Here is a 13,018-nt window from a genome sequence, read left to right on the forward strand (position 1 = left end):
TGCGGAATGCCGGCTGCGACGGGCGGTCGCCGGGTCGCCCCGACCATTCGCTACAAACATTTGCAATGCATCAAAAAATCCTGCAATTCAACTTTTGATTGAGGCTGGATGTACCAGTTGACGATGAGAGCGAAAGATTGGCATAACCATGTCGTCGGGCGAATTCGGACACAAAGCCGTCTCAATTCGCGTTAAACGGCACTCGGGGGTTGGTGCTTCCATTTTGGGAGTAATTGTAAGTCTGCTGCGATCCACCTGGATCTTACACGACAGGATTGGCGTCCGGCCCGTGCCGGAAGCACCGCTTGCGGTGAACGATCTTTTTGTGCCTGGCGTCGCGACCGGCCTGCAGTTCTCCATCATCTGAAGGAGGTCAATTTGACACCTCAACTGCATCAGGCGCTCCCTCTTCCGCGCACCGAAATCCTGCTGGACGATGCTTTCCGCGCCAAGCCCGGCGCGGCGCTCTACCGCGATGGCTTCAAGCGGGCGGTCGATGTCGTTCTGGTGCTGGTCGGCGCGCTGCCCGTCCTGCTGCTGCTCGCCGTGCTTTGCGCGATGATCATGCGCGACGGCGCATCGCCCTTCTATCGGCAAAGGCGTCTGGGCCGGAACGGTCGGATCTTTCACATGTGGAAGCTGCGTTCCATGGTGCCGGATGCCGATGCGCTGCTCGAGGCGCACCTCTCCGAGAATCCGACGGCGCGTGCCGAGTGGGCGGTGAATCAGAAGCTGCGCAACGACCCACGCATCACCCCGGTCGGTCGGATCATCCGCAAGACCTCGCTGGATGAACTGCCGCAGTTGTGGAACGTTCTGCGGGGCGACATGTCCTTGGTCGGGCCGCGCCCGATGATGGTCAACCAGCAGGATCTTTACCCCGGCACCGCCTATTACGCGCTGCGCCCGGGCATCACCGGGCTCTGGCAGACCTCGGTCCGCAACGACTCCAGCTTTGCCGAGCGGGCGGGTTTCGACACCGAGTACCTGCGCCAGCTGTCCTTCGGCACTGACGTGGCGATCCTGCTGCGGACGGCGCGGGTCGTCCTGCGCGGCACGGGCTGCTGACCGCCTGCCTGCTTTCGGAGTTTGACGGGCGACGGGGCGGCAGGGCATGGTGCCCGCGTCGCCGCAGCCGAAAGCCCCTGCCATGTCGCCCAGCGTCGCCTCGCTCGATCATCTCGTCCTGACCGTGGCGGACATCGCCGCCAGCGTCGATTTCTACGAAACCGTTCTTGGGATGCGGGCCGAACGGTTCCAGCCCGCCGAGGGCCCGCCGCGCTGGGCGCTGAAGTTCGGCAACCAGAAGATCAACCTGCACGAAGCCGGGGCCGAGTTCCGGCCACACGCCGCGCATCCCGGGCCCGGCACCGGCGATCTGTGCTTTCTGACCGAGACGCCGGTCGCCGCCTGGCAGGCCCATCTGGCCGCGCATGGCGTGGCGATCGAGGAAGGGCCGGTGCGCCGCACGGGTGCGACGGGACCGATCCTGTCGCTCTACCTTCGCGATCCCGACGGCACCCTGATCGAGGTGTCGAACGCGCTTTGACGGTCAGGGCCGGCGGGCTTCGGCCGCGCGGCGCAGATCCGTCATGAGTTCGTCCAGCAGGCCTATGCCGCGCTCGTTGGTCAGTCGGCCTTCGGGGTCCCACTGGTCGTTGGTGGCGCCGATCAGCACTTCGGGTCCGGGCAGCAGGTACGGGCGGAACGGCGTCATGCAAAGCCGCGCCATGTTCTGCGCGCGTTCACCGCCGGCGCGGCCCGCCGACGCCGAGAGCAGCGCCACGGGCTTGTCCCGCCACGGGTTGCCCTCGACCCGGCTGATCCAATCCAGCGCGTTCTTCAGGACGCCCGAGATGCCCTTGTTATATTCCGGCGTTGCGACCAGGACCGCATCCGCCCCGGCGATCGCGTCGGCGGCGGCCTGCACGGCGGGTGGAATGCCCTCGGCCGCTTGCAGGTCCTCGTCCATCAGGGGAAAGCGCAGGTCCAGTTCGGCAAAGCGGGCCGGGCCAAACCGGCGCGCGGCCTCTTGCAGCAGCAGGCGGTTGGTCGATGCGGCGCGCAGTGCACCACACAGGCCGACAAGGGTCAGGTCGGACATGCAGGATCTCCTTTGGCGGTTTCCGTCGCAGGGTTACCTGTAACGCAACAGCGCCGCGGCAAGCCGCGGCGCTGCATTCCGTCCCCGGAAGGGCGGATCAGTTCGGCAGGATGACGATCTCGACCCGGCGGTTCTGGGCGCGGCCCTCGGGTGTGTAGTTCGACGCGATCGGCTGATCCTCGCCCCGTCCGATGGTCTGGAGGCGGAAGGACGGCACGCCCTCGGCGGCCAGAACGTTGGCCACGGATTGTGCCCGGCGCTGCGACAGGTTCAGGTTGTAGCCCGCGTCACCGGTGTTGTCGGTGTGGCCGATCACCTGAACCGTGGTGTCGGGATAGGACAGCAGGCTTCGCGCGACGGTGCGCAGGTCGGCCTGAAGCGCCGGACGCAGGCTGGCGCTGTCGGTGGCAAACAGGATGTCCTGCGGCATCGTCACAATCAGCCGGTCGCCGGTGTTGCGGATGTCGGTCTGGCTGCCGAGCGACTGACGCAGTTCGGCTTCCTGCCGGTCCAGCTGGTTGCCGATCGCGGCCCCCGCGGCGGCGCCCACCAGCGCGCCCGCAACGGTGGCGCGGTTGCGCTCTCCCACGTTGTCACCGCCGGCGATGCGGCCCGTGATGGCGCCCAGGCCGGCGCCGATCAGCGCGCCCTGCTTGGCCTGGCGGTTGGGGTCGTTGGGGTCGAACATGGGACCGGTGGTGCAGGCGCCAAGCAGCATCGTGCCGGCCACGGCAAGGATAAGGGGGGATTTCGCCCGGATCATTTTCTGAGTGCCTCGAAAGTTGTTTCTGCCCCGGGAAATGGGGCCGTGTCCGCTTGATATACAATAACCATACGCGGGGAGGCACCCGTGTCACGGGAAAATCGGCAATGGACCGCCTGTCGCGCAGCATAGGCGGGGCGTTGCCGCATGCGCATCAACCTGTCGTTCCGTCGAGCCGCGCCGATTCCCAGGCGAGCAGAGCACGCTTTACCGGCAGGCCCCAGTGGTACCCGCCCAGCCCGCCGGATTTGCGCAGGGCACGGTGGCAGGGGATAAGGTAGCTGATCGGGTTGCGCCCAACCGCCGTGCCCACGGCGCGCACGGCGCGCGGGTTGCCGATGCTCTGCGCGATCTCCGAATAGGTGGTGACATGCCCCGAGGGGATGCGCATCAAGGCCTCCCACACCTTGATCTGGAAGGGTGCGCCGATCAGAAACAGCGGCACCGGCCCGTCCTGCTGCCCAAAGGCGGCCTGCACCCAGGGCCGCAGCAGGGGGGCATCCTCGACGTAGTGCGCCTCGGGCCAGCGCGCCGTCATGTCGGCCATGGCCGCGTCCTCGCCGGTCTCTGCGGCAAAGGCGATGCCGCAGATGCCGCGGTCGGTGCCCATGACCAGCGCCGGGCCAAAGGGACTGTCGAACCAGCCCCAGTGGATCGTGAGGCCCGCGCCGCCCGTGGCATAGTCGCCAGGGCTCATCGCCTCCCAGCGCAGGAAGAGGTCGTGCAGGCGCCCCGGCCCAGACAGGCCTGCCTCCTGCGCGGTGGCCAGCGTGGTGAACCGGTCCTCGAGCAGCGCCTTGGCATGGCTGAGGGTCAGGTATTGCTGGTAGCGTTTCGGCGAGACGCCGACCCACTGGCTGAACAGGCGCTGGAAATGCGCGGGACTCATGTTCAGTTCGCGCGCCAACGTATCCAGCCCGGCCTGCGGGCCGAGCCGGTCCACCGCCTGAAGCGCACGGCGCATGACGTTGTAGTGATAGCTGTCTGACATGTCGTTCGGCATGGTCGCGCCTCCATCAGGGTGACGCGACCATAGCCAGTCCGGGCCGCAGCCGCGACCCGGATCATGCGCAAGTGCCCCCGGTCAGACCGCGGGCACCGTCGTCATCTCCATCGTGTCGCCGGGGTTCGCGACCTTCTCCATCGTGTTGATCGAGACATGCGGCCATGCGATCGCGCCCGCCGTGCCGTCGCGCCGCGGGAAGAAGTCCAGCATCACCACCTGCAGATACTGCATCACCAGCTTCGGCTCGCCGTCGAAACCCGGCTCGTCCAGCTCCATGATCCAGAAGGTCGACTCCATCAGCGAGGCATCGGCCTCGCGCACGATGAACGGAATGTTCGAGATGCCGCCATCCTGGAGGTTGGTGGTCATCGCGAGCCGCGTGGTGCGCAGGACGTTCTGTGGCATGCCCAGGGTCAGCAGTTCCGCGGGCTTCACCGGGTTGAAGCCGGGAAAGCCCGGCGTGCCCGGCGGCACGGTGCCGAAGAACGGGTTGGTGTCGAAATGCTTGTAGGGCGCGAGATAGGGATTGCCCTGCAGGTTGGGTGGCGTGCCCACGCCCACCGGCAGCCCGCTGATGGCGGGGATCGTCGGCGGGCCATTGAAAATGTCGACGGAGTCGTCGAAATGCCCCATAGCCAGCAGCGCGTTGCCATGCGGGATCGTTCCCATCCGGGCGATGTCGACCGACTTGGTGACGTGGTTCGTCATGTTCAGGAACAGGCCCGGCTCGTGATGGATGGCGAGGCCATCATTGCCGGCCTTGCCGCTGTTCGGCTCGTCGGCGGCCCGCACCTGGTTGATCGTCTGGATGTAGTTCAGCGTCACGATGAACTGGTCCAGCGAGACCGAAGGCGACATCACGCGGTCGACGCCGCGGTTCGGCACGGCCTTGTCGACCGTCGTGAATTCGAGCTTTTCGTTGTAGTGGTTCATCAACAGCCGATAGTTGAACGGGCTGGCGGGCTCGGTTCCGAAGGGCAGGGCGATCATGTTCCAGCCCTGGGGAATCTGGGGATTGGCGTTCTGCCATGTCCCCGGAAGCAGCTTTAGCGGTCCAAGCAACGCGTCCCGTGGCTGGGCGATCTCGATGCTGCGCCCTTTCTGGCGAAAGTCTTCGGCGCGTTCGACGTTATCCATCATGCAAATCCTTCCTCAAATTATGATGCGGCGTGGGGAACCGCTGAACAGAAAACCGTGAAAAAAACGCCATGATCGAAATTGCGATTCAATGATCGCCCAAAGATTGTATCAAATCTGGTCGATACACGCAAAACATCATGTCCGACATGAGTGAATCTCTGCCGCTCACCATGCGTTCCGTGGCTTGTCCTTGGTCCGCGTGTCGGGGATAAGGCTTTATGGCGCAGCAGCTTGACTATCATACGATCCGAGAGATCTTCACCCGCTTCCACGCGGCGGAGCCCGAGCCCAAGGGCGAACTGCACCATGTCAACGCCTATACCCTGGTCGTTGCCGTGGCGCTGTCGGCGCAGGCCACCGACGCGGGGGTGAACAAGGCGACCGCGCGGCTGTTCGAGATCGCCGACACGCCGGAAAAGATGCTGGCGCTCGGTGAGGCCGGGCTGATCGAGCATATCAAGACGATCGGCCTGTTCCGCAACAAGGCGAAGAACGTCATCAAGTTGTCGCAGATCCTGGTCGAGCAGTATGGTGGCGCGGTGCCGTGCAGCCGGGCGGCGTTGCAGAGCCTGCCGGGTGTCGGCCGCAAGACGGCCAACGTTGTCCTGAACATGTGGTGGCGTTACCCGGCGCAGGCGGTGGACACCCATATCTTTCGCGTGGGCAACCGCACGGGGCTCTGCCCGGGCAAGGACGTGGTGGCCGTGGAACGCGCCATCGAGGACAACGTGCCGGTGGATTTCCAGCAGCACGCACATCACTGGCTGATCCTGCACGGCCGCTACATCTGTGTCGCGCGCAAGCCCAAATGCGGGGCCTGCCTGATCCGCGACCTGTGTCAATTCGAGGAAAAGACGGAATGAAGACCTATCAGCTCGTGGGTATCGGCAATGCCGTGGTGGACGTGATCGCGCGGACCGAGGACGCGTTCCTCGACCGCATGGGGATCGAGAAGGGCATCATGCAACTGGTCGAACAGGACCGGGGCGAGACGCTGTATCACGCGATGGGCAACCGGGTGCAGACGCCGGGCGGCTCGGTCGCAAACACCATCGCCGGGGCGGGCAACCTTGGCCTGCGCACGGGCTTCATCGGGCGGGTGCGCGACGACGAGTTGGGCCGGTTCTATGCCGAGGCGATGACCAACGAGGGCATCGCCTTCGTCAACGCGCCGGTCTCGGCGGCGGATCTGCCGACCTCGCGCAGCATGATCTTCGTCAGCCCGGACGGCGAACGGTCGATGAACACCTACCTCGGCATCTCGGCGGAGCTTGGCCCCGAGGACGTGGCCGAGGCCGTGGCCGGCCAGGCCGAGATCCTGTTCCTCGAAGGCTACCTGTTCGACAAGGACAAGGGCAAGGAGGCCTTCCTGAAGGCCGCACGCCTGTGCCGGGCTGCGGGTGGCCAGGCGGGAATCGCCATTTCCGACCCGTTCTGCGTCGAGCGTCACCGCGACGATTTCCTTCGGCTGATCGAGCACGAGATGGATTTCGTCATCGGCAACGAGGCCGAGATCCGCTCGCTGTACCGCAACGACGACCTGGAGGCCGACCTTGCGGCGGTCGCCGCGATCTGTCCGCTGGTGGTCTGCACGCGGTCGGGCGACGGCGTGACCATCATGCACGAGGGCGTGCGCACCGACATTCCCGTGACCAAGGTGACGCCGGTCGATGCCACTGGCGCGGGCGACCAGTTCGCCGCCGGGTTCCTGTTTGGCCTGGCCACCGGCGCCGACATGGCGCGGGCAGGCCGCATGGGCTGCACCGCCGCCGAAGAAGTGATCGGCCATATCGGCCCGCGCCCCGAGGCGGACCTGCGTGCGCTCTTCGCTGCCAGGGGCCTGATCTAGGACTGCGTTTTTCACGCGGCGTTCACGGCGTCGTTCTTTCGCCGCCGGGCACGGGCTGGCAGGCTTGCGGCTGAATGCTGTCAAGTGGTGTGTCATGGCCCGTTTCACGGTTCTCCGCGACAAGGCGTCGGGCGGTGCAGCGCCGGGCGGGACCGAGTGCGATCCCTGTGTCGAGGTCGCAGAGATCGAGCCGCGCGACCTGCGTGACCTGGCCTGCGACCCTGGTGTGCTGGGCATTGCCCGGTCGATTCCCATCCGGATGATAACGCCCCAACCGATGGAGGATGCCCGGCCCGAGGATGCGGTGCCGGGCTGGGGTCTGGCCGCCATAGGCGGGCGACGCACCGTGACAGAGGCGGTGCGACTGGCGCTGCTGGATACCGGGATCGACCGGGCCCATCCTGCCTTTGCAGCCGCGCGGATTACCGCGCAGGATTTCGTGGGCTCCGGGCTGGACGATGCGAACGGGCATGGCACGCACCTGGCAGGCACGGTGCTCGGGGCGCTTGAGGGGCCGATTCAGCTGGTTCTGGGCAAGGTCGTGATGGATTCGGGAGAGGGCCTGTCGGACCGGTTCCTGGCGGCCCTGGTCTGGGCGGCCGAACAGGGGGCCTGTGCCATCGGCTATGCGCTGACGCTGGATATGGGCGCGACGGTTCGGATGCTGAGGGACGAGGGCCAGCCCGAGACGCTGGCCGCCGCCGCCGCCACCACCCTGTGCCATGAGACTCTGTGCCTGTTCGCCCGCTTGCGCGCGTTGCTCGACCGCCGGCACGCGGCACGGGGGGGCGTGCTGCTGGTCGCGGCGGCGGGCAATGACAGCCGACGGACGATCGCGCCGGGCTTTGAGGCGGGCTGCGTCGGGCTGGCCGCCGGGGCGCAGGTGTTGGCGGTAGGCGCCGTCGGGCCGGGCCTGGCGGTCGCACCGTTTTCCAACACCCGGCCCGACCTGGTCGCGCCGGGCGTCGGGATCGTCTCGGCCGCTGCCGGTGGCGGGACGCGCGCGCTGAACGGAACCTCGATGGCGATGGCCCATGCGCTGGCCGCGGCCGGGGCGTGGATGCCCAGGGCGCGCGACGCGCAGGCGCTGCGGGAGATGCTGCTTTCGCGGGCCGATCCGCGCGGGATCGGGCCGCATCCCGGGCCGTTCGATTGCGGTGCGGGTCTGGTCCGGATGCCGGACTAGCCGCGGATCACGCGGTTGACATGGCCCATCTTGCGGCCGGCCTTGACCTCGGCCTTGCCATAGAGATGCAGCGCGCAGGACGGGTCGCGCGCCAGTCCCGGCACGCGGTCAAGGTCGTCGCCGATCAGGTTCTCCATCACCACGTCGGCAAAGCGGGTGCCATCGCCCAGTGGCCAGCCCGCGACGGCGCGGATGTGCTGCTCGAACTGGTCGACAGTGCAGGCGTTCTGCGTCCAGTGGCCGGAATTGTGCACGCGCGGCGCGATCTCGTTCACGATCAGGCCCTGCGGCGTCACGAACAGCTCGACCCCCATGACACCGACGTAATCGAGCGCGTTCAGGATGCGGGCCGCCAGCAGCACGGCATCGGTGCGCAGCCGTTGCGGCAGGGTGGCGGGCACGGTCGTGGTGCGCAGGATGCCCTCGCGGTGCACGTTCTCGCCCGGATCGAAGGCCGCGACCTGCCCGTCGGCGCCGCGCGCGGCGATCACGCTCACCTCGGCGCTGAAATTCACGAAGCCCTCGAGGATGGCGGGAGCGCCGTTCATCTCGGCCAAGGCGGTCTCGGCCTGGTCGGGGGACATGATCCGGACCTGCCCCTTGCCGTCATAGCCAAAGCGGCGGGTCTTGAGGATCGAGGGCGTGCCGATCGCTTCCAGCGCGGCCTTGAGGCTTTCTGCATCGTCCACCGCCGCATAGGGTGCGGTTTGTAGGCTGAGGCCGGTCAGGAAGTCCTTTTCGGTGACACGGTCCTGGCTGACGCGCAGCGCCTCGCGCCCCGGACGGATGACGCGATGCGCCTCGAGCCGGTCGAGCGCCTCTGTCGGGATGTTCTCGAACTCATAGGTGATGACATCGACCGAGGCGGCGAAGGCGTCGAGCGCGTCGGCATCGTCATAGGCAGCCGTCGTCACGGCGTCGGCCACGTGACCCGCGGGCGGGTTCGCGCCCGGCTCGAAGATGTGGCAGCGCAGGCCGAGGCGGCTTGCCGCGACCGACAGCATGCGGCCCAGCTGGCCGCCGCCGAGAATACCGATGGTGCTGCCCTGCGGCAGCGGGAAGAGATCCTGTGTCATGCGCCCCTCTTGGCGCAGCAGCGCGGCCCGCGCAAGATCAACCGCGCTGTGGCTCTTCGGGGATCGAGGCCGACAGCGCCGCGCGCCAGGCGTCCAGCCGGGCTGCAACGTCAGGGTCGTGCAGGGCGAGGATCTGCGCCGCCATCAGGCCCGCATTCTTCGCGCCCGCCGCGCCGATCGCCATCGTCGCCACGGGATATCCGCGCGGCATCTGGAGGATGGAATAAAGACTGTCGACGCCCGAAAGCGCCTTGGTCTGCACCGGCACGCCGATCACCGGCACGCGTGTCTTGGAGGCCATCATGCCCGGCAGGTGCGCAGCACCACCGGCGCCCGCGATGATGACATGCAGGCCACGGTCCACCGCAGTCTTGCCATACTCCCAAAGCCGGTCAGGGGTGCGATGGGCCGAGACGATGCGCGCCTCGTAGGGAATGGCCAGCTCGTCCAGGACATCCGCCGCCTCGACCATGGTCGGCCAGTCCGACTGGCTGCCCATGATGATTCCGACCCGTGTTTGCGCCATGCCTGCCTCCGCCGCCGATGAGGCACGGACTATAGCCGGTTCAGGCGCGGGGGCAATTGGCCCGCTCAGGCAATGATGTCGGGGGTCAGCCGATCCTCGATCAGCGCGATCTTGTCCTTCAGATACAGCTTCTTCTTCTTCAGCCGCTGCAGCGTCAGCTGGTCGGCGGTGCCCTTTTCCTGGAGGGCGCGGATGGCCTCGTCGAGGTCGCGATGCTCATGCTTGAAGACTTCGAGTTCGACCCGAAGCACATCGTCCGTCTTCATCGAGATATCGGTCGGTGCGTTCATTCCCTGTGATCCCCGAAACCGCTGACAGGCCCCTAACTTAACGATTCTCGAGGATATCGCAAAGGTCTTGCGAATGGCGGGCCCTGTTCCCATATTTGCGACATGGGTCGCCTGACGGGGCCCATGTGACGGTCGCTTGTGCAAAGGACGTGTCGATGACCAAACTGACCCTTGGGTCGCATCCGCATATGCTCGGCTTCGAACAGCTCGAGCGTCTGCTGGAGCGCACCGCAAAATCCGCCGAAGGCTATCCGCCCTTCAATATCGAACAGACGTCCGAGGCGTCCTATCGCATCACGCTTGCCGTGGCGGGGTTCTCGGAATGCGATCTGTCGATCACCGTCGAGGACCGGCAGTTGGTGATTCGCGGGCGTCAGCAGGATGACGGTGCCGGTCGAATCTTTCTGCATCGCGGCATTGCCGCCCGGCAGTTCCAGCGCAGTTTTGTCCTGGCCGATGGCGTCGAGGTTGGCGAAGCGGTGATGGAAAACGGCCTGCTGCATGTCGACCTGACCATGCAGCGTCCCGAGCCCGTCGTGCAGACCATCCGGATAAAGAGAGGGTAAGTCATGGACACGAAACACGATCTTAGCAATCTCGGCGACGACCGCATTGTCTACGTGCGGTCCGTCAAGGCGCAGGACCTTCCCGAGGATGTGCGCGCGCAACTGGGTGGACTGGACCACCTCTATGCCGTGCACAACTCCGATGGCGAACGCCTTGCGCTGGTCAAGGACCGCAAGCTGGCCTTTGCGCTGGCACGGCAGAATGACCTTGCGCCGGTAACGGTGCACTGAACGCCGGCGCCGGTTTTCGGGTGCGGCGCAGCCTGTGAAAAGGCCGGGGCGTTTTCACGCGCCCCGGCCTTTTGCTTTTCCATCGACGGGCGTCAGGACGCCGCGATCAGGCCCATGCTTTCCAGCTTCAGGATCACCTGGTGGGCGCAGTTGTCCACGTCGGTGCCTTCGGTCTCGACGCGCAGCTCGGGGTTCTTGGGCTCTTCGTAGGGGTCCGAGATACCGGTGAATTCCTTGATCTTGCCTTCGCGCGCCAGCTTGTAGAGACCCTTGCGGTCGCGACGTTCGCATTCCTCCAGCGCGGTCGCAACGTGGACCTCGAGGAAGGCGCCATAGGCCTCGATCATCTCGCGCACTGCGCGACGGGTCGCGGTATAGGGCGCGATCGGCGCGCAGATCGCGATGCCGCCGTTCTTGGTGATCTCGGACGCGACATAGCCGATCCGCTTGATGTTGATGTCGCGGTGTTCTTTCGAGAAGCCCAGTTCCGAGGACAGGTGTTTCCGCACCACGTCACCGTCCAGCAGCGTCACGGGGCGGCCACCCATTTCCATCAGCTTGACCATCAGCGCGTTGGCGATGGTCGACTTGCCCGAACCGGACAGGCCGGTGAAGAACACGGTAAAGCCCTGGTTGGAACGCGGCGGACGGGTCTTGCGCAGTTCGGTGACGACCTCGGGGAACGAGAACCATTCGGGGATCTCCAGCCCCTCGGCGAGGCGGCGGCGCAGTTCGGTGCCAGAGATGTCGAGAACGGTGTCACCCTCGGGAACCTCGTTGGCGGGATAATACTGTGCCTTCTCCTGCACGAAGACCATGTGCTTGAAGTCGACCATCTCGATGCCGATCTCGGCGGCATGCGCGGCGAACAGTTCCTGCGCGTCATAGGGGCCGTAGAAATCCTGCCCGGCAGAGTTCTTGCCCGGGCCGGCATGGTCGCGGCCGACGATCATGTGCGTGCAGCCGTGGTTCTTGCGGATCAGGCCGTGCCAGACCGCCTCGCGCGGGCCGGCCATGCGCATGGCGAGGTTCAGCAGGCTCATCGTCGTGGTCGAGGCCGGGTACTTGTCCAGCACGGCCTCGTAGCAGCGCACGCGAGTAAAGTGATCGACATCGCCCGGCTTGGTCATGCCGACGACGGGATGGATCAGCAGGTTTGCCTGCGCTTCCTTGGCAGCGCGGAAGGTCAGTTCCTGGTGCGCGCGGTGCAACGGGTTGCGGGTCTGGAAGGCGACGATCTTGCGCCAGCCGACCTTGCGGAAATAGGCGCGCAGTTCGTTGGGCGTGTCGCGGCGGGCGCGGAAATCGTAATGCACCGGCTGCTGGATGCCGGTCACCGGGCCGCCCAGGTAGACAGCGCCGGCCTGGTTGTGCAGGTAGTTCACCGCCGGGTGGGCCAGGTCATCGGCGCCGAACACCTTCTCGGCCTCGCGGGCCTTGTTCGGCACCCACTTGTCGGTGACGGTCATCGTGGCGAGGATCACGCCTTCCTGGTCGCGCAGGGCGATATCCTGGCCGATCTCGACCGTTTCGGCGAACTTCTCGGTCACGTCCAGCGTGATCGGCATCGGCCACAGCGTTCCGTCTGCCAGCCGCATGTTCTCGACCACACCATCGTAATCCGCCTCGGACAGGAAGCCCTTGAGCGGGTTGAAGCCGCCGTTCATCAGCAATTCCAGGTCGCAGATCTGGCGCGCGGTCAGGTCGTGCGAGGTCAGGTCGGCGGCCTCGGCCTTGAGCTTTTGCGCGCTGTCATACGACACGTAGAGTTCGGGAATCGGGGCGAGATTGTTCTGCATCAGTTCTGTCCTGTGTTTGATGGGGACGAGGCCGCTGGTCGTGCCGGTCAGTTCGGCGTGAAGCGCATCATACTCTGCGAGTTTCCGGGCCAGGAAACGGTCGGCCAGCCGGGATTTCTCGGACGCCCCGCGCAGGGTCAGCGCATAGGCGAAACGTTGGCGCCGGTCCGGTCCGGGCCGGTCCGAGATGTTGACAAGGCCAGCCTCTGCCGCCGCCCGGAGCCAGGCGTTGAGCCGCCCGAGCGAAATGCCGAGCGCTTCGGCCGTCACCCGCTGCGAAGCCTCCGGCGTCCGGTCGAGCTGGCGCAGAAGGCGGAAGAGCTGGTCTTCTTCCGGCAGGTTGGGGGCGGGATGCGAGGCGATCATTTCCAGAGACTCAAAGTATGTTCAGCGCTGAACGCTTCGCACGGATCTTGACGCCGGGAAACCCCCGAAGGCCGGTGACAAGCGGTTTGTTGCTGAAATGCTGCGTTGCAGCGGGC

Annotated in this window: 15 protein-coding genes; 7 read left to right on the top strand and 8 right to left on the bottom strand. The window is 66.1% G+C overall.

From position 1 onward, the window contains the following. Nucleotides 1-378 precede the first annotated feature (378 nt). Complete coding sequence (locus KB874_RS17530) at nt 379-1,068, top strand: sugar transferase (RefSeq protein ID WP_212537855.1); 690 nt, start codon at nt 379-381, stop codon at nt 1,066-1,068. Nucleotides 1,069-1,150: 82 nt separating this feature from the next. Next, nucleotides 1,151-1,549: a VOC family protein gene (locus tag KB874_RS17535; protein ID WP_212537856.1), complete on the top strand. Its 399-nt coding sequence runs from the start codon at nt 1,151-1,153 to the stop codon at nt 1,547-1,549. Between the two features lie 3 nt (nt 1,550-1,552). On the opposite strand, the gene KB874_RS17540 is transcribed toward KB874_RS17535, so the two are convergent. The 4 genes from KB874_RS17540 to KB874_RS17555 form a co-directional block, all read right to left on the bottom strand. Next, on the bottom strand, nt 1,553-2,104 hold the full coding sequence (locus KB874_RS17540) for an NADPH-dependent FMN reductase (protein WP_212537857.1): 552 nt from the start codon (nt 2,102-2,104) through the stop codon (nt 1,553-1,555). Between the two features lie 97 nt (nt 2,105-2,201). Beyond that, nucleotides 2,202-2,867, bottom strand: coding sequence for a YiaD family glycine zipper/OmpA-like lipoprotein (locus KB874_RS17545; RefSeq protein WP_212537858.1), 666 nt, complete (start codon nt 2,865-2,867; stop codon nt 2,202-2,204). 154 nt (nt 2,868-3,021) lie between these two features. Beyond that, a complete protein-coding gene (locus KB874_RS17550) occupies nt 3,022-3,870 on the bottom strand; it encodes a bifunctional helix-turn-helix domain-containing protein/methylated-DNA--[protein]-cysteine S-methyltransferase (RefSeq protein WP_212537859.1) in 849 nt (282 codons plus the stop codon). Between the two features lie 81 nt (nt 3,871-3,951). Further along, nucleotides 3,952-5,013 (bottom strand): heme-binding protein, encoded by a 1,062-nt coding sequence (locus KB874_RS17555; RefSeq protein ID WP_212537860.1) that lies wholly within the window; start codon nt 5,011-5,013, stop codon nt 3,952-3,954. A gap of 218 nt (nt 5,014-5,231) precedes the next feature. On the opposite strand from KB874_RS17555, the gene nth reads away from it, so the two are divergent. The 3 genes from nth to KB874_RS17570 all read left to right on the top strand — a co-directional run bounded on the left by nth (nt 5,232) and on the right by KB874_RS17570 (nt 8,048). After that, a complete protein-coding gene (gene nth / locus KB874_RS17560) occupies nt 5,232-5,876 on the top strand; it encodes an endonuclease III (protein ID WP_212537861.1) in 645 nt (214 codons plus the stop codon). After that, complete coding sequence (locus KB874_RS17565) at nt 5,873-6,862, top strand: adenosine kinase (RefSeq protein WP_212537862.1); 990 nt, start codon at nt 5,873-5,875, stop codon at nt 6,860-6,862. Before nth ends, KB874_RS17565 begins: the two co-directional genes overlap by 4 nt. 94 nt (nt 6,863-6,956) lie before the next feature. Then, nucleotides 6,957-8,048: a S8 family serine peptidase gene (locus KB874_RS17570; protein ID WP_212537863.1), complete on the top strand. Its 1,092-nt coding sequence runs from the start codon at nt 6,957-6,959 to the stop codon at nt 8,046-8,048. Here KB874_RS17570 and KB874_RS17575 read toward each other — a convergent pair. The 3 genes from KB874_RS17575 to KB874_RS17585 all read right to left on the bottom strand — a co-directional run bounded on the left by KB874_RS17575 (nt 8,045) and on the right by KB874_RS17585 (nt 9,940). Further along, the gene (locus tag KB874_RS17575) at nt 8,045-9,124 is read right to left on the bottom strand and encodes a 5-(carboxyamino)imidazole ribonucleotide synthase (protein WP_212537864.1); all 1,080 of its coding nucleotides are present in this window, start codon (nt 9,122-9,124) and stop codon (nt 8,045-8,047) included. The genes KB874_RS17570 and KB874_RS17575 overlap by 4 nt on opposite strands. Nucleotides 9,125-9,161: 37 nt before the next feature. Further along, entirely contained in the window at nt 9,162-9,650 is a 489-nt protein-coding gene (gene purE / locus KB874_RS17580; RefSeq protein WP_212537865.1) for a 5-(carboxyamino)imidazole ribonucleotide mutase, read from the bottom strand. A gap of 65 nt (nt 9,651-9,715) precedes the next feature. Then, nucleotides 9,716-9,940 (bottom strand): YdcH family protein, encoded by a 225-nt coding sequence (locus KB874_RS17585; RefSeq protein ID WP_212537866.1) that lies wholly within the window; start codon nt 9,938-9,940, stop codon nt 9,716-9,718. A 155-nt stretch (nt 9,941-10,095) separates the two neighbouring features. Between KB874_RS17585 and KB874_RS17590 the strand changes: the two genes are divergently transcribed. Together KB874_RS17590 and KB874_RS17595 are read left to right on the top strand one after the other, a co-directional pair. Beyond that, nucleotides 10,096-10,506: an Hsp20 family protein gene (locus KB874_RS17590; RefSeq protein ID WP_212537867.1), complete on the top strand. Its 411-nt coding sequence runs from the start codon at nt 10,096-10,098 to the stop codon at nt 10,504-10,506. Between the two features lie 3 nt (nt 10,507-10,509). Continuing rightward, nucleotides 10,510-10,737, top strand: a complete 228-nt coding sequence (locus tag KB874_RS17595) for a DUF1150 family protein (protein ID WP_212537868.1) — start codon at nt 10,510-10,512, stop codon at nt 10,735-10,737. Nucleotides 10,738-10,829: 92 nt separating this feature from the next. Here the strand turns inward: KB874_RS17595 and KB874_RS17600 are convergent, their stop codons facing one another. Next, nucleotides 10,830-12,902, bottom strand: a complete 2,073-nt coding sequence (locus tag KB874_RS17600) for a bifunctional sulfate adenylyltransferase/adenylylsulfate kinase (protein ID WP_212537869.1) — start codon at nt 12,900-12,902, stop codon at nt 10,830-10,832. Between the last annotated feature and the right edge of the window lie 116 nt (nt 12,903-13,018).

Origin of the sequence: Thetidibacter halocola, assembly GCF_018224955.1 — a bacterium.
Lineage (GTDB): Bacteria > Pseudomonadota > Alphaproteobacteria > Rhodobacterales > Rhodobacteraceae > Thetidibacter > Thetidibacter halocola.